This window comes from Paenibacillus taihuensis (assembly GCF_003386535.1).
GTDB classification, from domain to species: domain Bacteria; phylum Bacillota; class Bacilli; order Paenibacillales; family Paenibacillaceae; genus Paenibacillus_Z; species Paenibacillus_Z taihuensis.
Genome location: NZ_QTTN01000001.1, coordinates 214,821 through 237,401 on the forward strand (window position 1 = coordinate 214,821; position 22,581 = coordinate 237,401).

The 22,581-nt window shown below is 51.0% G+C and carries 21 protein-coding genes; 20 read left to right on the forward strand and 1 reads right to left on the reverse strand.

The window, feature by feature from the left end; genetic code table 11:
- Nucleotides 1-73: 73 nt before the first annotated feature.
- The 10 genes from rpsB to A8990_RS01195 all read left to right on the forward strand — a co-directional run bounded on the left by rpsB (nucleotide 74) and on the right by A8990_RS01195 (nucleotide 12,939).
- Nucleotides 74-772 carry a 30S ribosomal protein S2 gene (gene rpsB / locus A8990_RS01150; RefSeq protein WP_090976482.1) on the forward strand — a complete coding sequence of 233 codons (699 nt, stop codon included), beginning with the start codon at nucleotides 74-76 and terminating at the stop codon, nucleotides 770-772.
- 105 nt (nucleotides 773-877) lie between these two features.
- Nucleotides 878-1,528, forward strand: a complete 651-nt coding sequence (gene tsf / locus A8990_RS01155) for a translation elongation factor Ts (RefSeq protein WP_116187172.1) — start codon at nucleotides 878-880, stop codon at nucleotides 1,526-1,528.
- A 111-nt stretch (nucleotides 1,529-1,639) separates the two neighbouring features.
- Nucleotides 1,640-2,371: a UMP kinase gene (gene pyrH, locus A8990_RS01160; protein WP_116187173.1), complete on the forward strand. Its 732-nt coding sequence runs from the start codon at nucleotides 1,640-1,642 to the stop codon at nucleotides 2,369-2,371.
- Nucleotides 2,371-2,925 carry a ribosome recycling factor gene (gene frr / locus A8990_RS01165; RefSeq protein WP_116187174.1) on the forward strand — a complete coding sequence of 185 codons (555 nt, stop codon included), beginning with the start codon at nucleotides 2,371-2,373 and terminating at the stop codon, nucleotides 2,923-2,925. The genes pyrH and frr overlap by 1 nt, the downstream gene beginning before the upstream one ends.
- A 128-nt stretch (nucleotides 2,926-3,053) precedes the next feature.
- A complete protein-coding gene (locus tag A8990_RS01170) occupies nucleotides 3,054-3,764 on the forward strand; it encodes an undecaprenyl pyrophosphate synthase (protein ID WP_245995809.1) in 711 nt (236 codons plus the stop codon).
- A gap of 28 nt (nucleotides 3,765-3,792) precedes the next feature.
- On the forward strand, nucleotides 3,793-4,587 hold the full coding sequence (locus A8990_RS01175) for a phosphatidate cytidylyltransferase (RefSeq protein WP_116187176.1): 795 nt from the start codon (nucleotides 3,793-3,795) through the stop codon (nucleotides 4,585-4,587).
- Nucleotides 4,588-4,610: 23 nt separating this feature from the next.
- Nucleotides 4,611-5,750 carry a 1-deoxy-D-xylulose-5-phosphate reductoisomerase gene (locus tag A8990_RS01180; RefSeq protein WP_116187177.1) on the forward strand — a complete coding sequence of 380 codons (1,140 nt, stop codon included), beginning with the start codon at nucleotides 4,611-4,613 and terminating at the stop codon, nucleotides 5,748-5,750.
- Nucleotides 5,751-5,832: 82 nt separating this feature from the next.
- Nucleotides 5,833-7,113 carry an RIP metalloprotease RseP gene (gene rseP / locus A8990_RS01185; protein ID WP_116187178.1) on the forward strand — a complete coding sequence of 427 codons (1,281 nt, stop codon included), beginning with the start codon at nucleotides 5,833-5,835 and terminating at the stop codon, nucleotides 7,111-7,113.
- A 7-nt stretch (nucleotides 7,114-7,120) separates the two neighbouring features.
- Complete coding sequence (gene proS, locus A8990_RS01190) at nucleotides 7,121-8,572, forward strand: proline--tRNA ligase (protein ID WP_116187179.1); 1,452 nt, start codon at nucleotides 7,121-7,123, stop codon at nucleotides 8,570-8,572.
- Between the two features lie 59 nt (nucleotides 8,573-8,631).
- The gene (locus A8990_RS01195; RefSeq protein ID WP_116187180.1) at nucleotides 8,632-12,939 is read left to right on the forward strand and encodes a PolC-type DNA polymerase III; all 4,308 of its coding nucleotides are present in this window, start codon (nucleotides 8,632-8,634) and stop codon (nucleotides 12,937-12,939) included.
- A gap of 175 nt (nucleotides 12,940-13,114) precedes the next feature.
- Here A8990_RS01195 and A8990_RS31345 read toward each other — a convergent pair whose 3' ends face one another.
- Nucleotides 13,115-13,273, reverse strand: coding sequence for a hypothetical protein (locus A8990_RS31345; RefSeq protein WP_181909345.1), 159 nt, complete (start codon nucleotides 13,271-13,273; stop codon nucleotides 13,115-13,117).
- Between the two features lie 278 nt (nucleotides 13,274-13,551).
- Between A8990_RS31345 and rimP the strand changes: the two genes are divergently transcribed.
- From rimP to rpsO, 10 genes are all read left to right on the forward strand, one after another.
- Nucleotides 13,552-14,016, forward strand: a complete 465-nt coding sequence (gene rimP / locus A8990_RS01200) for a ribosome maturation factor RimP (protein ID WP_116187181.1) — start codon at nucleotides 13,552-13,554, stop codon at nucleotides 14,014-14,016.
- 62 nt (nucleotides 14,017-14,078) lie between these two features.
- Nucleotides 14,079-15,176: a transcription termination factor NusA gene (gene nusA / locus A8990_RS01205; RefSeq protein WP_116187182.1), complete on the forward strand. Its 1,098-nt coding sequence runs from the start codon at nucleotides 14,079-14,081 to the stop codon at nucleotides 15,174-15,176.
- 33 nt (nucleotides 15,177-15,209) lie between these two features.
- Nucleotides 15,210-15,530 (forward strand): RNase P modulator RnpM, encoded by a 321-nt coding sequence (gene rnpM, locus A8990_RS01210; RefSeq protein ID WP_116187183.1) that lies wholly within the window; start codon nucleotides 15,210-15,212, stop codon nucleotides 15,528-15,530.
- Nucleotides 15,508-15,846, forward strand: coding sequence for a L7Ae/L30e/S12e/Gadd45 family ribosomal protein (locus tag A8990_RS01215; RefSeq protein WP_425463871.1), 339 nt, complete (start codon nucleotides 15,508-15,510; stop codon nucleotides 15,844-15,846). Before rnpM ends, A8990_RS01215 begins: the two co-directional genes overlap by 23 nt.
- Nucleotides 15,839-18,856, forward strand: coding sequence for a translation initiation factor IF-2 (infB, locus tag A8990_RS01220; protein WP_116187184.1), 3,018 nt, complete (start codon nucleotides 15,839-15,841; stop codon nucleotides 18,854-18,856). The genes A8990_RS01215 and infB overlap by 8 nt, the downstream gene beginning before the upstream one ends.
- 7 nt (nucleotides 18,857-18,863) lie before the next feature.
- On the forward strand, nucleotides 18,864-19,220 hold the full coding sequence (rbfA, locus tag A8990_RS01225; RefSeq protein ID WP_116187185.1) for a 30S ribosome-binding factor RbfA: 357 nt from the start codon (nucleotides 18,864-18,866) through the stop codon (nucleotides 19,218-19,220).
- Nucleotides 19,217-20,227: a DHH family phosphoesterase gene (locus A8990_RS01230; protein ID WP_116187186.1), complete on the forward strand. Its 1,011-nt coding sequence runs from the start codon at nucleotides 19,217-19,219 to the stop codon at nucleotides 20,225-20,227. Before rbfA ends, A8990_RS01230 begins: the two co-directional genes overlap by 4 nt.
- Nucleotides 20,224-21,144: a tRNA pseudouridine(55) synthase TruB gene (gene truB / locus A8990_RS01235; RefSeq protein ID WP_342772778.1), complete on the forward strand. Its 921-nt coding sequence runs from the start codon at nucleotides 20,224-20,226 to the stop codon at nucleotides 21,142-21,144. The genes A8990_RS01230 and truB overlap by 4 nt, the downstream gene beginning before the upstream one ends.
- A 38-nt stretch (nucleotides 21,145-21,182) precedes the next feature.
- Entirely contained in the window at nucleotides 21,183-22,136 is a 954-nt protein-coding gene (locus A8990_RS01240) for a bifunctional riboflavin kinase/FAD synthetase (protein WP_116187187.1), read from the forward strand.
- Between the two features lie 168 nt (nucleotides 22,137-22,304).
- On the forward strand, nucleotides 22,305-22,574 hold the full coding sequence (rpsO, locus tag A8990_RS01245) for a 30S ribosomal protein S15 (RefSeq protein ID WP_116187188.1): 270 nt from the start codon (nucleotides 22,305-22,307) through the stop codon (nucleotides 22,572-22,574).
- Nucleotides 22,575-22,581: the final 7 nt, after the last annotated feature.

Sequence of the window (22,581 nt, forward strand, 5' to 3'; positions counted from 1 at the left end):
GCCTGAGTGATGACGAAAGATGCGATTGGCGGAGGTAACCACTAAAAACCATTTAACAGGAGGTGTTGAAGAGATGGCGGTAATTTCCATGAAACAGCTTCTAGAAGCTGGGGTACACTTCGGTCACCAAACTCGTCGTTGGAACCCTAAGATGGATCGTTATATCTTCACAGAACGTAACGGGATTTACATTATTGACTTGCAGAAGACAGTTAAGAAAGTAGAAGAGGCTTATAACTTCGTTCGTTCGATCGGCGAAGAAGGCGGCACAATTCTCTTCGTAGGTACTAAGAAACAAGCTCAGGATTCGGTTAAAGAAGAAGCAGAGCGCTGCGGCAACTTCTACATCAACCAACGTTGGCTTGGCGGTACGCTGACTAACTTCCAAACTATCCAAAAGCGTATTGATCGTCTGAAAACTCTTGAGAAGTGGGAAGAGGACGGCACGTTCGAAGTTCTTCCTAAGAAAGAAGTTATCATTCTCCGTAAAGAGAAAGATCGTCTTGAGAAGTTCCTCGGCGGTATCAAAGGCATGAGAGGCCTGCCAAGCGCATTGTTCATCATCGACCCGCGCAAAGAGCGTATCGCGGTTGCTGAAGCACGCAAACTTGGTATCCCAATTGTCGGTATCGTAGATACTAACTGTGATCCGGACGAAATCGACTACGTTATCCCTGGTAACGACGATGCAATCCGTGCAGTTAAATTGCTTACTGCAAAAATGGCTGATGCAATTGTTGAATCGCGTCAAGGCGAAGTAACAACTGCTTAATTAGCTGATAGCATAGAAAACGAAAGGGTGGTCAGACGGTGCAAACACCTCTCACCGCCCTTTTTTTAGAATACTTAACCTTTAATATTTCAGGAGGTCTCCACAATGGCAGTTAGTGCAAGTGCAGTTAAAGAATTGCGTGAAAGAACAGGCGCGGGTATGCTCGATTGCAAAAAAGCGCTAGACGAAACAAACGGTGATATCGCGAAAGCAATCGACTTGCTTCGTGAAAAAGGTCTTTCCGCAGCGGCAAACAAAGCAGGTCGCGCAGCTACTGAAGGTACGGTAGAGTCCTACATCCACGCAGGCGGACGTATCGGCGTTCTTGTTGAGATCAACTGCGAAACTGACTTCGTTGGTAAAACAGACCAGTTCAAAGAGTTCGCTCGCGATATCGCAATGCAAATCGCAGCTGCAAACCCTAAGTTTGTTAGCCGTGAAGAAGTATCCGCAGAAGAGCTGGATAAAGAGCGTGAAATTTTGAAAGCCCAAGCGCTGAACGAAGGCAAACCAGAGAAAATCGTTGAAAAAATGGTTGAAGGCCGTATCAGCAAATACTACGAAGAATATTGCTTGCTTGAGCAACCGTTCATCAAAGATCCAGACAAAACAATCCATACGCTGCTGAAAGAGAAAATCAGCACAATTGGTGAGAACATCTCCATCCGTCGTTTCGCTCGTTTCGAGCTTGGCGAAGGCCTTGAGAAAAAAGAAGACAACTTCGTTCAAGAAGTTATGGCGCAAGCTAAATTGTAATCCGAACGCACAAGCGGGGCGGGGCGTTCGCCCCGCCTATTTCCTATAATAGGGAAGTTTTATAAGTATGCGGCCTTAAACAAGATCGGTCCAAGATGGAGGTAAACCACGTTGCAAAGTCCCGTGTACAAACGTGTAGTATTGAAAGTTAGCGGTGAATCGCTTTCGGGTAATAATGGATTTGGTATCGACTCCGCAATGATTTCGTCGATCGCCGAGCAAGTTAAAGAAGTTGTAGAAATGAATGTTGAAGTCGCAATCGTATGCGGTGGCGGCAACATTTGGCGCGGTATTGCAGGTTCCGAGAAAGGGATCGACCGTGCAACTGCCGACTACATGGGGATGCTAGCTACTGTAATGAATTCCTTGGCGCTGCAAGACGCACTGGAGCAAATCGAAGTGCCGACTCGCGTTCAAACATCGATCGCGATGCAGCAAATTGCTGAGCCTTACATACGCCGCCGGGCAATCCGCCATCTAGAGAAAGGCCGTGTCGTTATCTTTGCTGCAGGCACAGGTAACCCGTTCTTCTCGACAGATACAACTGCGGCGCTTCGTGCAGCTGAAATCGAAGCTGAAGTAATTCTAATGGCGAAAAATAAAGTGGATGGCGTATACTCGGCAGATCCATTTAAAGATGCGTCAGCAGAGAAGTTCGAAACGCTGACTTATATGGAAGTACTGAACCGTAACCTTGGCGTTATGGATTCGACTGCATCATCCCTCTGTATGGACAACAACATTCCGCTCGTTGTGTTCAACATTACAGAGAAAGGCAACATCAAGCGCGTCGTGCTGGGCGAGAAAATCGGTACAATTGTGATGAAGGAGAGTGCCAACTAATGCCACAGTCAATCAAGAAAAATGCGGAAGAGCGCATGGACAAAGCAATTGGCGCATTAAAACGCGATCTCGCTACTTTGCGTGCTGGCCGCGCTACTCCAGCGCTGCTGGATCGTGTTCAAGTGGAATACTATGGAGCAATGACGCCAGTTAATCAATTGGCGAACATTAATACACCGGATACCCGGACGATTCTTATTCAACCTTGGGATAAGTCTTCGCTAGGCGCGATTGAGAAAGCGATCATGAAATCGGATCTTGGTATGACACCGTCGAATGACGGTTCAACAATCCGGCTTGGAATTCCGATGCTGACTGAAGAGCGTCGTGCTGAGCTTGTGAAGCTGACGAAGAAGTTCGGCGAGGAAGCGAAAGTCGCAATCCGCAACATTCGCCGTGATGCGAATGATGATATCAAGAAGCTGGAGAAAAGCGAGATCTCCGAAGATGAATCACGCCGTCATCAGGATGACATCCAGAAGACGACAGATAAATTCATCGCTGAAGTCGAACGCGTACTGTTCGCTAAAGAGAAAGATATCATGGAAGTTTAATGCATATAAACCGACCCCTCCAATAGGTGGGGTCTGCCTGCATAAATCGACATTAGCGGCGGGAGGACGAACATGTGTTGCAGCGATTGAAAGCTTTATTCGGTAATGCCTCCGCGAAACCGTCGCAGATGCTTGATTCTGATAACATCCCGCAGCATATTGCAATCATCATGGATGGCAATGGCAGATGGGCAAAGAGCCGCGGGCTGCCGCGGATGGCCGGGCATCACTCCGGCATGAAGACGGTGAAACGGATTACGATGGCTGCAAATCGGCTTGGGGTAAAGTATTTGACGCTTTACGCGTTCTCGACAGAGAACTGGAAGCGTCCAAAAGCGGAAGTAGAGTTCTTAATGAAGCTGCCGCAAGAGTTTCTGTCGATTGAGCTGAAGGATTTGATGGAAAACAACGTACAAGTACGTATGATGGGATATCGCGGCGATTTGCCTTCGCACACGCTGCAGGCGGTGGAAGAAGCAGTGGCACGTACTGCGAATAATACCGGACTTGTGCTGAACTTCGCTCTAAACTACGGCAGTCGCAAAGAAATGATTGAAGCAGTGCGCAGCATCAGCCAGGATGTGGCAGAAGGCAATCTGGATCCAAGCGATATCGATGAATCGCACATGGAAGCTCATTTGCTCTCTGCTGGTATGCCTGACCCCGATCTGCTCATTCGTACGAGCGGTGAGCTTCGTCTGAGCAACTTTATGCTCTGGCAGCTGGCTTACAGTGAAATGTGGTTTACAGATGTCTATTGGCCTGAGTTTACCGAAGCGCATTTTCACGAAGCCGTTCGTGAATATCAACAGCGTGCTCGCCGTTACGGCGGGGTATAACTGGCCCAACTGGAGAGTGTCTTCTAAAGTGAAACAACGGATTATTACAGGCCTCATTGGCGGTGCAGCATTTATCGCGCTTACCGTACTTGGTGGATGGTTTTATTTTGCACTCCTCCTCTTGCTTGCTATTATCGGATTTGTGGAATACAGGCGCATGAACGGAGTAGCTGCGGGCCATCCGTTATCGCTGCTTGGGTTTGCAGGAACACTCGTGCTGTTCATCCCTTGGGATGAATTCGGTCTTGATAGTCCTGCAGCGATACATACGATTTGGTTATTGTTATTTTTATTGTTGACGGTGACTGTTGTGACGAAGAACGTCATCACGATTGACGGTGCAGCCCTAATGCTGCTCGGCGCGATCTATGTCGGTTATGGGTTCCATGCGATGTTCGAGGTTCGAAATGCAGACAACCATGGACTTCTAACGACATGTATGGCGTTCGGGGCGATCTGGGCTTCGGATATCGGTGCTTATTTTACGGGACGCGCATTCGGCAAGAATAAGCTTTGGCCGTCCATCAGCCCGAACAAAACGATTGAAGGCTCAATAGGCGGCGTTGTCCTTTCGCTGGCAATCGCGGTCATTTTTGCATTGGCGTATCCGGACATCATTAGCGTGGGACGTGCGCTGCTCATCGGACTTGTAGCGGCAGTTGCAGGGCAGCTTGGCGACCTGATTCAATCCGCTTACAAACGGGTGCGCGGAATCAAGGATACAGGCTCGATTCTGCCTGGTCATGGCGGCGTTCTGGATCGCTGCGACAGCTGGCTCGTTGTTTTCCCGCTGCTCGTTATGACGGGATTATTGCCGCTGTAGAACATCCTCAGGAGGCTTGAAGGTTGAAGAAAATTACGATTCTTGGCTCCACAGGTTCGATTGGTACACAAACATTAGATATATTAAGCCGAGAGCCTGAGCGGTATCAGGTCGAAGGACTTGCGGCAGGCAGCAATCTCGAGCTCGTCATTGAGCAAGCGAAGCAGTTCAAGCCGAAGACCGTCTGTTTATCCACGCGTGAGTTGGCTGAAGAAGCTAAGCTGCATCTCCCGCCGGGGACGAAGGTGCTCTATGGCAATGAAGGCTTGATTGAAACGGCGGCTTCAACGGATGCCGATACGGTCGTTACGGCGATCGTCGGCAGCAGAGGCTTGGAAGCGACGCTTGCAGCTATCGATGCCGGCAAGCATATCGGTCTTGCGAACAAAGAGACGCTTGTGACAGCAGGTCATATCGTCATGCGTAGAGCTGCTGAGAAAGGCGTATCGATTCTGCCGATTGACAGTGAGCACTCTGCAATCTTTCAATGCTTGAACGGTGAAAGACGTACGGATGTGAAACGTATTACGCTGACTGCTTCAGGCGGTTCATTCCGCGATCGTACTCGTGCAGAGCTGGAAGGTGTAACTGTAGCTGAGGCATTGAACCATCCGAACTGGTCGATGGGTGCGAAGATTACGATCGATTCCGCGACGATGGCGAATAAAGGACTCGAGGTTATCGAGGCGCATTGGTTGTTCGATCTGTCCTACGATCAGATCGATGTCATTATCCACCCGGAGAGCATCATTCACTCCTATGTTGAATTCGTCGATCACAGCATCATCGCACAGATCGGTCTGCCTGACATGCGTGTGCCGATTCAATATGCGCTTACCTATCCGGAGCGCAGGCCGACACCAACAGAGTCGCTTAATTTGGCGAAGCTGTCTGCCCTTCATTTCCGCGAGATGGACTTCGATCGCTATCCTTGTTTGCGCTTCGCTTATGAGAGCGGCAGAGCAGGCCAGTCTGTTCCGACGGTATTCAACGCAGCGAATGAGACGGCAGTTGCGCGTTTCCTGGATGGCGCGATTACGTTCTTAGAAATTGAAACCGTCATCGCAAAAGTACTTGAGCAGCATCAAGCTATAGACGTTCCAGACGTGCAGTCCATTGCAGAAGTGGATGCTTGGGCGCGTGCAGCTGCTTCAAACATCTGAGCCCTTGGGGTTCTCTTGAATCGTACGGGAGAATAATGATAATCTAAGTACAGGCCGTTACGAACAGGAGGCTCGAATAACGATGCATATGATACAAGTCGTCTTTATGACGGTAATGGTCTTCTTCGTCATTGTGACCATCCACGAATGGGGTCACTTTTATTTTGCGAAGCGTGCCGGGATATTGGTTAGAGAGTTTGCAATCGGGTTTGGTCCGAAGCTGTTCTCCATTAAGCGCGGCGAGACGCGCTACACGCTGCGGCTCGTTCCAGCGGGTGGCTTCGTACGAATGGCAGGGGAAGATCCGGAGCTCGTAGAGGTCCAGCCCGGCCAAACTGTCGCAGTACGATTGAAAGACGACGTTGTAACGCGTATCTACCTTGATCGTCTTGATGATCGCAGCAATGTGGTGCGCGGTGAAGTGGAAGCAATCGATATTGAACGCAAAATGAAGCTGTCCCTTACGGCAGACGGCGTAACGGAGTCTTACAAGGTACATCCGCAAGCGCTGATGATTACGAAAGGGAAAGAGACGCAGGTTGCGCCGCTGGATCGCCAGTTCGGCAGCAAGACGGTCGGGCAGCGTGCACTGGCCATCGTTGCAGGCCCTGTGATGAACTTTATACTTGCGTTCGTGCTGTTCGGTGTTTATTTCCAGATGGCCGGCGTGCCGATGGAGAATCCGGACAAACTCCTTATTGGAGACGTTGTAGAAGGAATGCCTGCCTCCAAGGTGGACATCCGAGTCGGTGACGTCATCGATTCCGTCAACGGCGTTAAGATCGGCGGCGATTCCGCGAAGATGATTGACATGATCGGCAAGTCAGTCGATGTGCCGTTAACGTTCAACGTCATTCGCGACGGTAAGCTGCATTCGATCAAAGTCACTCCGAAGCTTGATAAAGCTTCTGGTGTTGGGAAGCTCGGGATATCGGCAGCTGCACCATCCCGCTCCGTCACGTTCACCGAAACATTCACGTTCGCTGGCAAAGCGATGAAGAATATGACGATCATGATCTTCGATGGCTTTAAGAAGCTCGTGCTCGGTGATTTCAAGATGGAAGACCTTGGCGGTCCAGTGAGGACTGCACAGGTTACAAGCCAGATTGCCGCACAAGGCTTGACGCAGCTTGTTTCATGGGTAGCTGTGCTCAGCTTGTACTTAGGTATATTCAATTTGCTGCCAATCCCGGCGCTGGATGGAAGCAGACTCGTCTTCCTCGGCCTGGAAGCGGTTCGCGGACGTCCCATTGATCCGAACCGGGAGAGCATGGTGCACTTCATCGGCTTTGCTATGCTGATGCTGCTCATGCTGGCGGTAACTTATAATGATATTTTGCGATTGGTTAGAGGGGAGCACTGAGTCGGTCATGTCGAAAGATAAGCAGTTCGTTTCAGCAGAAATCACGCCGCAGAGCGAAGATTTTTCTCGCTGGTACATCGATGTCATTAAGAAAGCGGAACTGATGGATTATTCCCCAGTGCGCGGCTGTATCGTTTTCCGCCCGGAAGGGTTTGAAATTTGGGAGCATATGCGTGATGAGCTGGACCGCAGATTCAAGGAAACCGGTCATCGCAATGCATACTTCCCGATGTTTATTCCAGAGAGCTTCTTCATGAAAGAGAAGGAGCACGTGGAAGGCTTCAATCCGGAGCTGCCGTGGGTAACTGAGGCGGGCGGCGAGAAGCTGGAAGAGCGTCTGGCGATTCGCCCGACGTCGGAGACGATTATCGGTCATATGTATGCGAAGTGGATTCAATCGTACCGCGATTTGCCGGTGCTGATTAACCAGTGGGCGAACGTTGTGCGCTGGGAGAAGCGTACACTGCCTTTCCTCCGCACGACGGAGTTCCTGTGGCAGGAAGGCCATACCGCTCATGAGAATGAGACGGAAGCGCGTGAAGAAACGAATAAGATGCTCGAGATTTACCGCGATTTCTGCGAAAACTACTTGGCGATTCCGGTTATTATGGGTCAGAAAACGCCTTCTGAACGTTTTGCAGGTGCAGTGGATACGTATTCGATTGAAGCGATGATGAAGGACGGCCGCGCAGTTCAAGCGGGGACTTCCCATTATCTCGGCACTAAATTTGCTGTCGCGTTCGATATCAAATATTTGGACCGCGAGAATACGCTTCAATTCTGCCATACCACATCATGGGGCGTATCGACTCGTCTGATGGGCGCCATGATTATGGTGCACGGTGACGACCGCGGTCTTGTACTTCCTCCGAAGGTTGCACCGACACAAGTGATCATGATTCCAATCGGACCTCCGAAGACGCGCGAGCAAGTCGTCGGCCGTGTGGACGAGCTGTTCGCTGAGCTGAAGAAAGCCGGCATTCGCGTCAAAGTGGATGACCGCAGCGACGTTAGCCCAGGCTGGAAGTTCAACGAGTACGAAATGCGCGGTGTACCGATCCGTCTTGAGCTTGGACCTCGTGATATGGAGAAGGGACAAGTTGTTCTCGTATCCCGGATTACAGGGGAGAAACGCATCGTACAGCAAAGCAATTTGAAGGAAGAAATTGATAGTATGCTGACTGAGATTCATAATGATATGCTGGAGCGAGCGAAACAGTTCCGTGTCGATCATTCGTACTCGGTTGAAACGTTGGATGAAATGAAATCGTTGTTTGAAGAGCAGCGCGGCTTTGCACTTGCGGGCTGGTGCGGCTCGGATGCATGCGAGAGTCAGGTGAAGGAAGAAACGGGCGCAACGAGCCGGAATATTCCTTTTGAGCCTGCTGAGGAGAAATCAACTTGCTTGGTGTGCGGAGAGAAAGCAGCGCATTCCGTTGTGTTTGCTCGCGCGTACTAATGAAATACGAGAATGGACGGCCTTCGGGCCGTTTGTTCTGTTCTGTGGGGGAGAATTGAATGAACCAAACCGGGGACAAGCGGCAGCGGTTCGAACTGCTGATGAAGCAGGCGGACTTGCCGCAGCAATTGACAGATGAACATTTTGGGGACGGATATATAGACAAAGTGGTCGTAAGCCGGAGTAACCGGGAGTGGACGTTTTGCATTCGCAAAGCGTCTTTGGTTCCTTTACCGGCTTTTACTGTTTTTTGCCGCAGCATTCAAGCGAAGTTTACACATATTGCGCAAATTTCGTTCCAATTTCAGTTTGGGGAAGATGTGCAGAAGGAAGAGATCGTCGAAACCTACTGGCCGGCATTCTTGGAATGGCTGCAGCATACGAACGCTTCCGTCAATGGCTGGATCAGCAAGTCGAAGATGGATGTATCCGGTGATATGATCACGATGCATCTGATGGACGAGATGGGACTTGAGCTCGCGCGGAAGAAGAAGATTGACGAGCTCGCGGTAGATTTTTATCAGCAGCAATTCTCTATCGCGTGTCGTGTGAAGCTGGTTGTCGCAGAGTCGAACCAGGAAGTGTTTGAGGAGTTCAATCAGAAGCGGGTCATGGAAGAGCGAGAAGTGCTCGAAGCGATGATGACCGCGAGCATCCCTGAAGAGCCGCCGCTTGAAGAAGGGGATGTACGCCTCGTAGTCGGCTACGACATTCGCGATGAAGCCGTTCCGATTATGAACATCGTCGAGGAAGAGAAGAAAGTTACCGTTCAGGGTACGGTCTTCGGCCTCGAGGAGAAAGAGCTTCGAAACGGCAGCACCCTGTTTACATTCAACTTGACGGACTTTACGGATTCCATTGCTATGAAGATGTTTGCAAAGACGAAGGATGACGTCAAAGTTCTGAAGCAGCTGGCAAACGGCAAATGGGTAAAAGCTCGTGGACGCGTTGAATACGACCGTTTCATGATGGAGCCTGAACTTGTGATGATGCCTTCCGATCTGCATGAGGTAGTAGCGCCGAAAGAGTCGAAGGACGATGCGGAAGAGAAACGCGTCGAGTTCCATCTCCATACGACGATGAGTACGATGGACGCGGTAACGTCGGTCGACACATACATTAAACAAGCGGCAAAATGGGGCCACAAAGCAATTGCGATTACCGACCACGGCAACGTTCAATGTTACCCGGAAGCAGCGAAAGCAGCGAAGAAGCATGGCGTCAAGGTGCTCTTCGGACTTGAAGCGAACGTCGTCAACGATGCTGTTCCGATGGTAATGAACGCGCGTGAAGAAGTGATGCAAACGGCGACCTATGTTGTATTCGACGTCGAGACAACGGGGCTATCGGTCGTCAACAACAAGATTATCGAGCTTGCAGGCGTGAAAATGCATGAGGGCAAGGAAATTGACCGATTCTCCACCTTCATCAATCCGCATGAGAATATTCCGTACAATATTCAACAGCTGACGAATATCACGAATGATATGGTTGCCGATGCACCTGATCTTAGTGAGAAAATTGGCGATTTCATTGATTTTGTCGGCGATTCCGTTCTGGTCGCTCATAATGCGCGCTTCGATATGGGCTTCCTGCAGGCAGCCTGCAAAGCGAATGGCTTGCCTGAAGTGAAGAATCCGGTGCTCGATACACTCGAGCTAGCCCGCTTCTTGCATCCTTCAATGAAGAATCACAGGCTGAATACGCTCGCAGATAAATATAAAATCAGCCTCGAGAACCATCACCGTGCGATCGATGACTCCATCGCGCTCGGCGGCGTATTGTTCGGACTTATTGGCGATTGCGTCGCCCGCAATATTACAAGTCTGCATATGCTCAACGACTATGTCGGTCTCGACTTGTCCAATATGCGACCGTTCCACTGCTGTATCTATGCGCTTAATGGTGAAGGCAAGAAGAACTTATTCAAACTTATTTCGATGTCGCATACGCAGCATTTTAAACGGGTCGCAACGATTCCGAAGAGCAAGCTGACAGAGCTTCGCGACGGTCTTCTTATTATATCGGGCTGTGAGAAAGGCGAGTTCTTCGAAGCGGTTATGAATAAATCGGTCGAGGAAGCAGAAGAAGTAGCTCTCTATTACGACGTGCTGGAGATTCAGCCAGTCACCTTCTATATGCATCTCGTGGAAAAAGGGTTCGTCGCCAGCCGCGCGGAGATCGAGCAAGCGATTCGTCGTGTCTGTGAGATTGGAGATAAGCTGGGCAAACCGGTTATCGCGACAGGTAATGTACACTATCTGCATCAGCGGGACAAACTGTTCAGGGACATCACGATTCACGGTATTACAGGGTTCAGCCCGCTCAAGGATATCCAGAAGCCGGATGCGCATTTCCGCACGACGAAAGAAATGCTTGAGGAATTTGCTTTCCTTGGCGAAGCTCGCGCATACGAAGTTGTTATCAAGAACACGTCTGAACTTGCTGATCGCTTCGAGGAGTACAGTATGTTCCCGCCGAAGCTGTTCGTTCCGATTCTCGAAGGTGCGGACGATGAGATGCGCAACACATGTTACGACACGGCACGCAAGCTTTATGGAGAACCAATTCCTGAAGTCGTCGTAGAGCGGCTGGAGCGGGAGCTTGTGCCGATCACGAAAGCGGGCTTCGCAGCCAACTATCTCATCTCGGCACGGCTTGTGAAGAAGTCGAATGCAGACGGCTACTTGGTTGGTTCCCGGGGCTCCGTAGGTTCATCTGTCGTAGCGACATTCCTCGGCATCTCCGAGGTTAACCCGCTTCCGGCGCATTACACCTGTCTCGATGAAGCCTGCAAGTACAGTGAGTTCTTCCTGGACGGCAGCTACCCAAGCGGATTCGACCTGCCTAATAAGGTTTGCCCGAACTGCGGCAAGCCGCTCAAGGGAGAAGGGCAGGATATTCCGTTCGAGACGTTCCTTGGTTTCAAAGGCGACAAGGTTCCGGATATCGATCTTAACTTCTCCGGCGAATACCAACCGGTTGCGCATAACTTTACCAAAGAAATGTTCGGTCCGGAGAACGTGTTCCGTGCAGGAACAATCGGTACGGTCGCGGAGAAGACAGCATATGGATTTGCGAAGAAATACGAAGAATCATACGGCAAAAAGTGGCGCGGGGCTGAGCTTGCTCGTCTTGCGAACGGCTGTACGGGCGTTAAGCGAAGCACCGGCCAGCATCCAGGCGGTATCGTCGTAGTGCCGGATTACATCGAGGTCGAGGATGTTACTCCGGTCCAGTTCCCGGCGGATGATGTAAATGCCGAGTGGAAAACGACGCATTTTGACTATCACGCCTTCGAGGATAATCTGCTGAAGCTCGATATTCTCGGACACGATGATCCGACCATGATGCGGATGCTGCAGGATCTCACAGGTATCGATCCAACGACGATTCCGATGAACGATCCGAAGGTCATGAGCATGTTCAGCTCGACGGATGCATTGGGCGTCATGCCGGACCAGATTCGTTCCACGGTCGCGACATATGGCGTACCGGAGATGGGTACGAAATTCGTTCGTCAGATGCTTGAAGAGACGAAGCCGCAGACGTTTGCCGATTTGCTGCAAATATCAGGCTTGTCTCACGGAACAGGCGTATGGCTAGGCAATGCGCAGGAACTGATTAAGAACCGTACTTGCACGATTAAGACCGTTATCGGTTGTCGTGACGATATTATGCTTTTCTTAATTTATAAAGCAGGCATGGATGCGGGACTCGCGTTCAAAATTACCGAGAGCGTTCGTAAAGGCCGGGGTCTTACGCCGGAGTGGATTGAAGAGATGAAGCGCTGTAAGGTGCCGCAGTGGTACATTGATTCGTGTCTGAAGATCGAGTACATGTTCCCGAAAGCGCACGCCGCGGCTTATGTCATCTCGGCTGTGCGTACTGCATACTTCAAGCTGTATCATCCGATCCATTATTACGCGACGTACTTCTCGATTCGTGCGGAAGACTTTGACCTTGAGCTACTGTGCCAAGGCTACGAAGCAATCGGCCGCCGATTAGCGGAAATTGAGGCAAAAGGCTTCAACGCTACGCCGAAAGAGAAGAACAGCGTCTCGCTTCTTGAGATGTCGCTCGAAATGACGGCTCGTGGCTTCACGTTTAAGCCGGTCGATCTGTATCGTTCCGAAGCGACGCGGTTTATCGTCGACGGCACGTCGTTAATCCCGCCGTTCGGCGCAATCAGCGGTATAGGCGAGAACGCGGCGAAGAATATCGCCGCCGCTCGCGATTTCGGCGAGTTCTTGTCGATCGAAGACTTCCAACAGAAGTCGAAGGCGTCGAAGACGATCGTTGAGGTGTTGACGGGGATGGGCTGCTTCCGCGGCCTGCCGGAGTCGAACCAATTGTCGTTGTTCTAATAGGTTGAGTGGAAACCCGGTGCTGTGGTGGCATCGGGTTTTGTGTTGTTGGGTTGTTTGTTTTTGTTCCGTGTGGTTCAGGTTCGGCGCAGGCGAACGAGTCCCGTAGGGACGATAGGTATTTGTTTTGATGGTCGAGGTACGCCGACCAAAGACTTCCCGCGAAGCTGGCAGTCTATGCGTAGTTCAGGGCAGCCGGAGAGTTTACGTGCCGCCATTGAACTTGGAATGCTACCGCGGACAGCGGTTCCAATCGAAGCATTCCAAGTTCAACAGCGGCCGCAGGCGCATCCCCGAACGGAGCGGCAGCCATGCCCAGCATCGATGCCTTCATTCCCCGCTCCTGTCAACCCCAATGCCCGCCAGCGCCCCTTATTGTCACCACATCATGGTTATGGTATAATCTTTCTGGTAATGCTGATGATACGACCTTTTCGCAGAAGAGTGGGGAAACCCACTCTTTACGTTTTGTCTGCACCTTTTTCGCTATACGGAATGTGGAATAACCGCATCTTGCTTGGGGCCTGAGATTCAGCTAAGAAGAATAAAATTGATCTGCCAGTAACGCCGCCTCTTGCGTGGCGACCAGCTGCAGTGGGAGGTACATCGTTTTTGAGCACACCTAAGATCAAAACCGCGGTTGAGGAAATGGTAAAACCGTTCCTCGATGAGAATGGATTTGAACTCGTCGACGTTGAGTACGTGAAGGAAGGCAGCAACTGGTTCCTTCGTGTCTATGTCGACAAACTAGAAGGCCACATCGATATCGATGAATGCGGCCGCATTAGCGAATACTTGAGTGAGAAACTTGACGAGAATGACCCGATTTCGGATGCTTACTTCCTGGAAGTATCCTCGCCTGGTGCGGAACGTCCGCTGAAGAAGCCGGAGGATGTCCACAAATCGGTGGGCAAGCATGTGTTCGTAACGACTTACGAGCAGATTGGCGGCTTGAAGGAGTTTGAAGGTACTTTGCTTTCTTTTGACGGCGAGGAAGTTGTGGTAGAGATCGGCAAGAAGAAGCACACAATTCCTTATGCCAAAGTAGCAAGCGCCCGTTTAGCCATCATTTTCTAATACGAAAATGCAGGCATGATTATAACGTTAGGGAACCAGTTGAAAGGGGGAACTCATTTCCAATGAGCATGGAATTTATTGAAGCACTGTCGGAAATCGAAAGAGAGAAAGGGATTAGCAAAGATATTCTGCTCGAAGCCATCGAAGCAGCCCTCATCTCCAGCTACAAACGCAATTTTAATACCGCCCAAAACGTACGTGTAGATATTAACCGTTTTACAGGTGTTATCAAAGTATACGCACGCAAGCAAGTCGTGGAGGACGTTCTTGACCCGCGCCTTGAAATTTCCGTGGAAGCATCCCGTGAAATCAACCCGCATTACCAGCTTGATGATATCGCAGAGATCGAAGTAACGCCTCGCGATTTCGGTCGTATTGCGGCACAAACTGCGAAGCAGGTAGTTACGCAACGTATCCGTGAAGCAGAGCGCGGTCTGATCTACAATGCATTCATCGATAAAGAAGAAGACATTGTGAACGGGATCGTTCAGCGTCAAGACGTACGCAACCTGTTCATCGACCTTGGTAAAGTAGAAGCGGTTCTGCCGCTGACTGAACTTATGCCAACTGACAAGTTCAAACACGGTGATCGTGTGAAATCGTTCATTACCAAGGTTGAGAATACGACGAAGGGCCCGCAAATTTTCCTTTCCCGTACGCATCCAGGCTTGCTTAAACGTCTGTTTGAGCTCGAAGTGCCTGAAATTTACGATGGCGTCGTTGAGATTCGTTCCGTCGCGCGTGAAGCGGGCTTCCGTTCGAAGATCGCCGTACATTCCCGCAATCCTGAAGTAGATCCGGTTGGATCCTGCGTCGGCCAGAAGGGGATGCGTGTACAAACGATCGTTACTGAGCTCAAAGGCGAGAAGATCGACATCGTACGCTGGTCCGAGAGTGTTGAGGAATATGTGGCGAATGCGCTTAGCCCTTCGAAAGTAATCGAAGTTATCGTATACGAGCAAGAGAAGATGGCGCGCGTTATCGTGCCGGATTATCAATTGTCGCTTGCGATCGGCATCAAAGGCCAGAACGCTCGCCTCGCTGCGAAGCTGACAGGCTGGAAGATTGATATCAAGAGCGAGACACAGGCGGAGCAAGAATTTGGCCGTCCAAAATCGCAGGTGGGCACGATGCACCAGGATTCCGTTTCCATCGACTAATTTTGGGATAGCCGTGTTCAGGGGGGATGCAGGGTGAGACCGAGAAAAATACCACTGCGCAAATGTGTGGCCTGCCAGGAGATGAAGCCGAAGAAGGAATTGATTCGTGTCGTTCGAACGCCGGACGAAGCGGTATTGATTGACTTGACTGGCAAAAAAGCCGGCCGTGGCGCATATATGTGCGGCAAAGTGTCCTGCTTCAAGCTTGCAAAGAAGAGCAAAGCGCTGGACCGTGCACTGAAACAGTCCGTCGGCACCGAAATCTATGATCAGCTGGAACAAGATTTTATAGCAGTCGAGGATGAATTTAACGCGAATAAGGATGCGATGGATGACGATGACGAAGAAGCATAAAGCACTTTCCTTACTCGGCATGGCGATGCGGGCAGGCAAGCTCGTAACCGGGGACGAAACCGTACTGAAGGCGGTTCGGCAAGGAAAAGCTAAAATCGTCATAGTTGCCGCGGATGCATCAGATAATACAAAGAAGAAGTTTCGGGACAAATGCGCCACCTATAATGTCAAGCTAATTGAAGCATTTGACCGGATTACGATCGGGGAAGCGATTGGCAAGTCGGAGCGAGTGCTGCTCGGCGTAACCGATGCAGGCTTCTCGAAGAGCATCGCACAGAGCTTAACTGAACCTTCGGAGGTGGAGTATATTGACTAAACAGAATGAGAGCAAGGACAATAAAGATAAAACACGCGTCTATGAATACGCCAAGTCGCTCAATATGAGCAGTAAAGAAATCATTACCATTCTCAAGCGGCTCAATCTTCCTGTAAATAATCATATGAGCGTTATGGAGAATGAAATGGTCTCGAAAGTGGAAGGATTCTTCCGTGACATTAAAGCCAATGCAGCTGCGAAACGTGCGCAGGAGAGCGCAACGGTATCAGGAGCGGCAGGAGCTTCAAATAATAATAATCGTTCTTCTCAGCAAGGACAGCCAGAACGGAAGCCGCAGCAGTCTCATCATACGAATGCATCGCAGCAATCTGGACAGGTTAACAAAAATACACAAGAAGCGCAGGGGAATATGAACACAACAAATACACAACCACCAGCAGCGAATAACGCTGCCAAACCAGCCGCAAGTCCATCATCCAATTCAGATTTAGCTGCTAATGCAGCACCAACTTCTACTACGAACACTCAACCTTCGGCGGATGCATCCAATCATTCATCTCATCAGCAGCGCCAGCAAGGTCAAGGCCAAGGCCAAGGCCAAGGCGGCGGCTATCAAGGCAACCGTCAAGGCGGTCAAGGTGGCGGTCAGCGTCAAGGCGGCTACCAAGGCAATCGTCCGCAAGGTCAAGGCGGCGGCTACCAAGGTAACCGTCCGCAAGGTCAAGGCGGTCAAGGCGGCGGCTATCAAGGCAACCGTCCGCAAGGCCAAGGCGGTCAAGGCGGCGGCTACCAAGGAAACCGTCCGCAAGGTCAAGGCGGTCAAGGCGGCGGCTATCAAGGCAACCGTCCACAAGGTCAAGGCGGTCAAGGCGGAGGCGGCTATCAAGGTAACCGTCCACAAGGTCAAGGCGGCCAAGGCGGAGGCGGCTATCAAGGCAACCGTCCGCAAGGTCAAGGCGGCGGCTATCAAGGCAATCGTCCGCAAGGTCAAGGCGGCCAAGGCGGCAGTCAAGGTGGAGGCGGCGGTTTCAATCGCAGCTCAGCGCCACGCCAAGATCAATCGTCGGCACCAAGAAGCAGCGGCGGCAGCAGTGCACCTGCACCACGTACGTTCGATTCAAGACCGTCCGAGGACAGACGCAGAAGCAATCCGAAAGCTGCGAACAATTCGTTCAATAGCGTAAACAAACGTTTTGACGATAACCGTACGGGCAGCAACTTCAAAAACAATCGCGGCGGCAGGAATAATAAAGGCGGCAGAGGCCAACAGCAAGAGCGCAGAGAGAAAATCGACAACACGCCGAAGAAAATTATTGTACGCGGTACAATGACGGTTGGCGATTTGGCGAAACTGCTGCATAAGGACGCTTCCGAAGTCATTAAGAAGCTCATTATGCTTGGCGTTATGGCGACAATTAACCAAGAGGTCGATCTCGATACGGTTCAACTGATCGCATCCGAATATGGTGTTGAAGTTGAAGTGAAGATCCCGGTTGAAGAGGATGCATTCGAGACGTTCGAGGAGAAGGACGAAGATGAAGAGCTCGAAGCTCGTCCGCCAGTTGTTACGATCATGGGTCACGTTGACCACGGTAAAACAACGCTTCTTGATGCGATCCGCCATACGAGTGTAACAAGCGGCGAAGCCGGCGGCATTACGCAGCATATCGGTGCGTACCAAGTTGAGATTAACCATAAGAAGATTACATTCCTTGATACACCAGGTCACGAAGCGTTTACGCTCATGCGTGCACGTGGTGCACAAGTTACGGATATTACGATTATCGTAGTTGCAGCGGACGACGGCGTTATGCCACAGACGGTTGAAGCCATCAACCATGCGAAAGCAGCTGGCGTGCCAATCATCGTAGCTGTGAACAAAATCGATAAGCCGGATGCAGATCCAGACCGTATCAAGCAAAGCTTGACCGAGTATGAGCTGGTACCTGAAGAGTGGGGCGGCGATACGATCTTCGTGAACGTGTCTGCGAAGCAGCGTATCAACCTCGAAGAGCTTCTCGAGATGATTCTTCTCGTTGCTGAAGTGAACGACTACAAAGCGAACCCGAACAAACGTGCTCGCGGTACGGTCATTGAAGCCGAGCTCGACAAAGGTAAAGGTCCGGTTGCGCGCGTTCTCGTGCAGCACGGTACGCTTAAGATCGGCGACGCATTCGTTGCAGGTAACTGCTTCGGCCGTGTTCGTGCGATGGTCAACGACAAGGGCCGCAGGCTGAAAGAAGCGGGTCCAAGCACGCCAATCGAGATCACCGGTCTGACTGAGGTGCCTCAAGCGGGCGATCCGTTCCTCGTGTTCGAAGATGAGCGCAAAGCGCGTGCAATTGCTGAGCGTCGTGCAATCAAGCAGCGTCAAGCTGATCTTGGCGCGAACACGCGAGTAACGCTCGAAGATTTGTACAATCATATTAAAGAAGGCGAGATCAAAGATCTCAACGTTATCATCAAGGCGGACGTTCAAGGCTCCACTGAGGCGCTCAAAGGATCGCTTGCCAAGATTGATGTTGAAGGCGTACGCGTGAAGATCATTCACAGCGGTGCTGGTGCGATCACGGAGTCCGACATCAACCTTGCTGCTGCATCAAGCGCAATCGTTATCGGCTTCAACGTTCGTCCTGAGCCGCAAGCACTCGCAACGGCTGAGCAAGAGAAAGTCGATATCCGTCTGCACAGCATCATTTACAACGTCATTGACGAGATCGAGCACGCAATGAAAGGCATGCTGGATCCTGTGTTCAAAGAAGTTGTTATTGGTCAAGCAGAAGTGCGGAACTTGTTCAAAGTTACGAAGGTCGGCGTTATCGCAGGCTGTATGGTAACATCCGGCAAAATTACACGTTCGGCAAAAGCTCGCTTGATCCGCGGCGGAGTTGTGACGTTCGAAGGCGAGATCGAGTCGCTCAAACGCTACAAGGACGATGCGAAAGAAGTGGCACAAGGCTACGAGTGCGGTATCACGCTGGATAAGTTCAATGACCTCAAAGAAGGCGACATCATCGAAGCCTACATCTTGGAGTCAGTAGAGAGGTGATTAACCTATGGCGAAAGTCCGCGTAGGACGTGTAGGTGAACAAATTAAGAAAGAATTGAGCCAGATTATCCAGACGGAGCTTAAAGATCCGCGGATTGGCTTTATTACCGTAACTGGCGTCGACTTGACGAACGATATGTCTCAGGCTCGGATTTACCTGAGCGTCCTCGGAAGCGACGAGCAGAAGGAGGAGACGCTGAAAGCACTTGCCCGCGGCAAAGGCTTCCTGCGCTCCGAGCTCGGCAAACGGATTCGGTTCCGTCACACACCTGACCTGCTGTTCAAGTTTGACAGCAGCATCGAGTACGGCAGCCGAATTGAATCGCTGCTTACCGACATTAACGGCGGGAGTGTTCAGCAATGACCGCCGGTAATGGTGCGGCGTTCTCAGCTGCGTACCTGGAACAGTTACAAGGGGCTTTGGAGTTCATTCGAGGCGGCAATCGGTTTCTTGTCGTCTCGCATGTTCAGCCTGATGGCGATGCCATCAGCTCCACAATCGTTGTTGGCTGGCTGCTTGAACAGCTTGGCAAACAAGCGGTGTTGATGAATGAAGGCAAAGTACCTGTGCGGCTTCAGTTTATGGACAGGTCGGCTTCCATCATCAATTACAGCACGATGCAGCCAACTGAAAAGTTCGACCGCATTATCGCGATCGATTGCGCCGATTTTCGCCGGATAGGGCTTGTGAGCTCGTTATTCACCGAGGATGCACAGCTTCTTAATATCGATCATCATCCTACTAATGATGCGTTCGGAGCGGCAAATCTGATTCGAGTCGATGCGGCAGCAACGGTTGAGATTTTATATGATCTGATTGAGTACGGCGCGGTACCGCTCGATAAAGAAGTGGCAACCGCGATCTATACCGGTTTATTAACGGATACAGGCGGTTTCCGCTATTCCAACACAACGCCGCGAGTGATGCATATCGCTTCACGGATGTTGGAACAAGGCGCGCCGGCTCATTTTATAGCGAACCTTCTGCTGGAGATGATGACGAAGGCACAGCTGCTTATTTTGCAGCGGGGCCTCAGCCGTCTCTTGTTCTCGGAAGATAACAAAATCGCTTCACTCTACGTGACGCACGCAGATATGGCGGAAACAGGCGCTGTCGGCGATGATCTCGAAGGTCTCGTCAATTACGCGCTTAATGTGGAAGGCGTAGAAGTGGGCATTTTGCTCAAAGAAACCGAGAATGGCGAAGTGAAAGTGAGCATGCGTTCCGCCGGCAAGGTGGACGTTTCCGCAATTGCGCAATCATTCGGAGGTGGAGGGCATGTACGTGCGGCAGGCTGCAGAGTCGTGCACGGCATTCCTGAAACCGCCACATTAGTTGTAAATGCAGTAAGAGAGGCGCTGGATAAATGATGGATGGCATCTTGGCGGTCTGGAAGCCAGCTGGCTGGACCTCTCATGACGTCGTTGCGAAGGTAAGACGATTAATAAAGGTGAAGCGGATTGGTCATACCGGTACGCTTGATCCAGAAGTGACGGGCGTGCTTCCGCTCTGCATCGGCAGAGCGACACGTGTCGTCGAATATGTGCAAGAGCGGCCAAAGAGCTACGAAGCGGAAATGAAATTCGGTATCGCTACGGATACGGAAGATATGTCAGGCACTGTACTGACGGAACTTCCTTCTGTAAGCCTAACGGAAGAAGAAATCCGCCGCGTGCTCGAGGCCTTCATTGGCGAGATCGAACAGGTACCGCCGATGTATTCCGCAGTAAAGGTCGATGGCAAGAGGCTTTATGAGCTTGCGCGAGAAGGACAAGTCGTTGAACGGAAGTCGAGAGTGGTTACCATCCACAAGCTCGAGCTTCTGGAGATGAAGCTGGATCAGCCTCATCCGACGATTCGTTTCTCCGTAGAATGCTCGAAAGGTACATACATTCGCACACTTTGCGTCGATATCGGACAAGCGCTTCATGTTCCAGCGGTAATGGTGAAATTGACGCGAACGATGTCAGGCGGCTTCACAGAAGCAGACTGCTACACGCTCGAAGACATTGCCAAGCTGATGGAGTCAGGAGAGCTCTCATCCAAGCTGACACCGGCCGATCAGGCGATTGATCACTTCCCGCGCGCGACGGTCAGCGATCATAATGTGCAGCGTGCTTTTCAAGGCAAACGGATCGGATTAAGCTATTTGCTTGAGAATGAGCCGTTCGAAGCTGATTCAATCATTCGCGTATATGGGGAAGACGGCACGTTCGCCGGCTTGTTCGAGCAAGATCAAGAAACAGCTTCGCTCAAAGGTGTGAAAGTTTTCACGCCCACCGCGTAAGCTTGATAGTGAACATCATAAAGCAGGTGTGACTGCAGATGGAAATCATCTCATTACAATACCCGATTGATCAGGCGCGTGCAACACAGCATTCTGTGCCGAAAGCACTGGCGATCGGTCATTTCGACGGCGTGCATCGCGGGCATCAGAACGTCATCCGCCGCGCGGTGGAATCGGCGAAGGCAAGCGGTCTTCAAAGCGCCGTTATGACTTTTCACCCACATCCGAAGGAAGTGCTCGGCCAGAGCGGTCAGTACGCAGTCTGCTTGACGCCGCTTGAAGACAAGGTCGAGCGTTTCCGCAGGCTGGGGGTCAATGTGGTCTATATCGTTACGTTCGATTTAACCTTTGCAGGCGTATCTCCGGAAGACTTCGTGAACGAAGTGCTTCGCCCGCTCCGTGTGAAGAAAGCCATCGTTGGCTTTGATTTTACATTCGGTGCGAAGGGCGCAGGGAAGCCGGAAACGTTATGGGCTCTTGGAGAGCCGGACATCGAGGTGGATATTGTGGATCCTTATATGCAAAATGGCGATAAAGTAAGCAGCACGCTCATTCGAGAGGCGCTGCAGGATGGCCGTCCGGAAGCAGCGGAGCAGCTGCTCGGCGAGCCTTATCAAGTTCGCGGTACTGTCATTCATGGGGAAGGCAGAGGGCGGACAATCGGATTCCCGACTGCCAATGTACAGCCGGAAGCAGGATTCCTCGTTCCAAGGCAAGGCGTTTACGCGATCATGGTTCACGTCGATGGCAAATGGATGCCAGGCGTGCTCAATATCGGCGTGAAGCCGACATTCCATGAGAAGCTGCCGGAGCCGGTCATGGAAGCGCATTTGTTTGATTACAGCGGAGATCTGTACGGCAAGACGATCACGATCGAATTCATCGCATTTCTGCGTACCGAGAAGAAATTCGGTTCGATCGATGAGCTCATTAGCCAGATCAAGGCAGATTCAGATAAAGCACGGTCTGTACTGACAGCCTATAATAAGTAAACAAGATCGGCATTTACTTTTGGTAGGCGGTTATGCTATACTCTTAATGGTTGCGTACTGATACTCGTTATGGTACGGTACAACCAATAGAACCTTAGCTTGGCCAGCTCGAGTTTCACCGACGGCGGCGAGGCTAATGGCGATTATGATAGAAGGAGGTGAATACGGATGGCAATTTCTCAAGAGGTTAAACACCAATTGATCGACGAGCACAAAACCCACGCGAACGATACTGGTTCTCCAGAAGTTCAAATCGCTATCCTGACGAAAAACATCGTCAACTTGACAGATCACCTACGGACGCACAAGAAAGATCACCACTCGCGCCGCGGTCTGCTTAAGATGGTTGGTCAACGTCGTAAACTGTTGGCTTACCTGAAAAACAAAGATGTTAAACGTTACAGCGCATTGATCGAAAAACTCGGCCTTCGCCGTTAATAGATGC

Coding starts and splice junctions, on each gene's coding strand:
- A8990_RS31345 (WP_181909345.1), bottom strand. CDS start 13,273: ATGAAGGCATCGATGCTGGGCATGGCTGCCGCTCCGTTCGGGGATGCG.
- frr (WP_116187174.1), top strand. CDS start 2,371: ATGCCACAGTCAATCAAGAAAAATGCGGAAGAGCGCATGGACAAAGCA.
- proS (WP_116187179.1), top strand. CDS start 7,121: ATGTCGAAAGATAAGCAGTTCGTTTCAGCAGAAATCACGCCGCAGAGC.
- A8990_RS01195 (WP_116187180.1), top strand. CDS start 8,632: ATGAACCAAACCGGGGACAAGCGGCAGCGGTTCGAACTGCTGATGAAG.
- A8990_RS01230 (WP_116187186.1), top strand. CDS start 19,217: ATGACCGCCGGTAATGGTGCGGCGTTCTCAGCTGCGTACCTGGAACAG.
- A8990_RS01170 (WP_245995809.1), top strand. CDS start 3,054: ATGCTTGATTCTGATAACATCCCGCAGCATATTGCAATCATCATGGAT.
- rpsB (WP_090976482.1), top strand. CDS start 74: ATGGCGGTAATTTCCATGAAACAGCTTCTAGAAGCTGGGGTACACTTC.
- rseP (WP_116187178.1), top strand. CDS start 5,833: ATGCATATGATACAAGTCGTCTTTATGACGGTAATGGTCTTCTTCGTC.
- A8990_RS01240 (WP_116187187.1), top strand. CDS start 21,183: ATGGAAATCATCTCATTACAATACCCGATTGATCAGGCGCGTGCAACA.
- rpsO (WP_116187188.1), top strand. CDS start 22,305: ATGGCAATTTCTCAAGAGGTTAAACACCAATTGATCGACGAGCACAAA.
- rbfA (WP_116187185.1), top strand. CDS start 18,864: ATGGCGAAAGTCCGCGTAGGACGTGTAGGTGAACAAATTAAGAAAGAA.
- tsf (WP_116187172.1), top strand. CDS start 878: ATGGCAGTTAGTGCAAGTGCAGTTAAAGAATTGCGTGAAAGAACAGGC.
- A8990_RS01215 (WP_425463871.1), top strand. CDS start 15,508: ATGACGATGACGAAGAAGCATAAAGCACTTTCCTTACTCGGCATGGCG.
- nusA (WP_116187182.1), top strand. CDS start 14,079: ATGAGCATGGAATTTATTGAAGCACTGTCGGAAATCGAAAGAGAGAAA.
- truB (WP_342772778.1), top strand. CDS start 20,224: ATGATGGATGGCATCTTGGCGGTCTGGAAGCCAGCTGGCTGGACCTCT.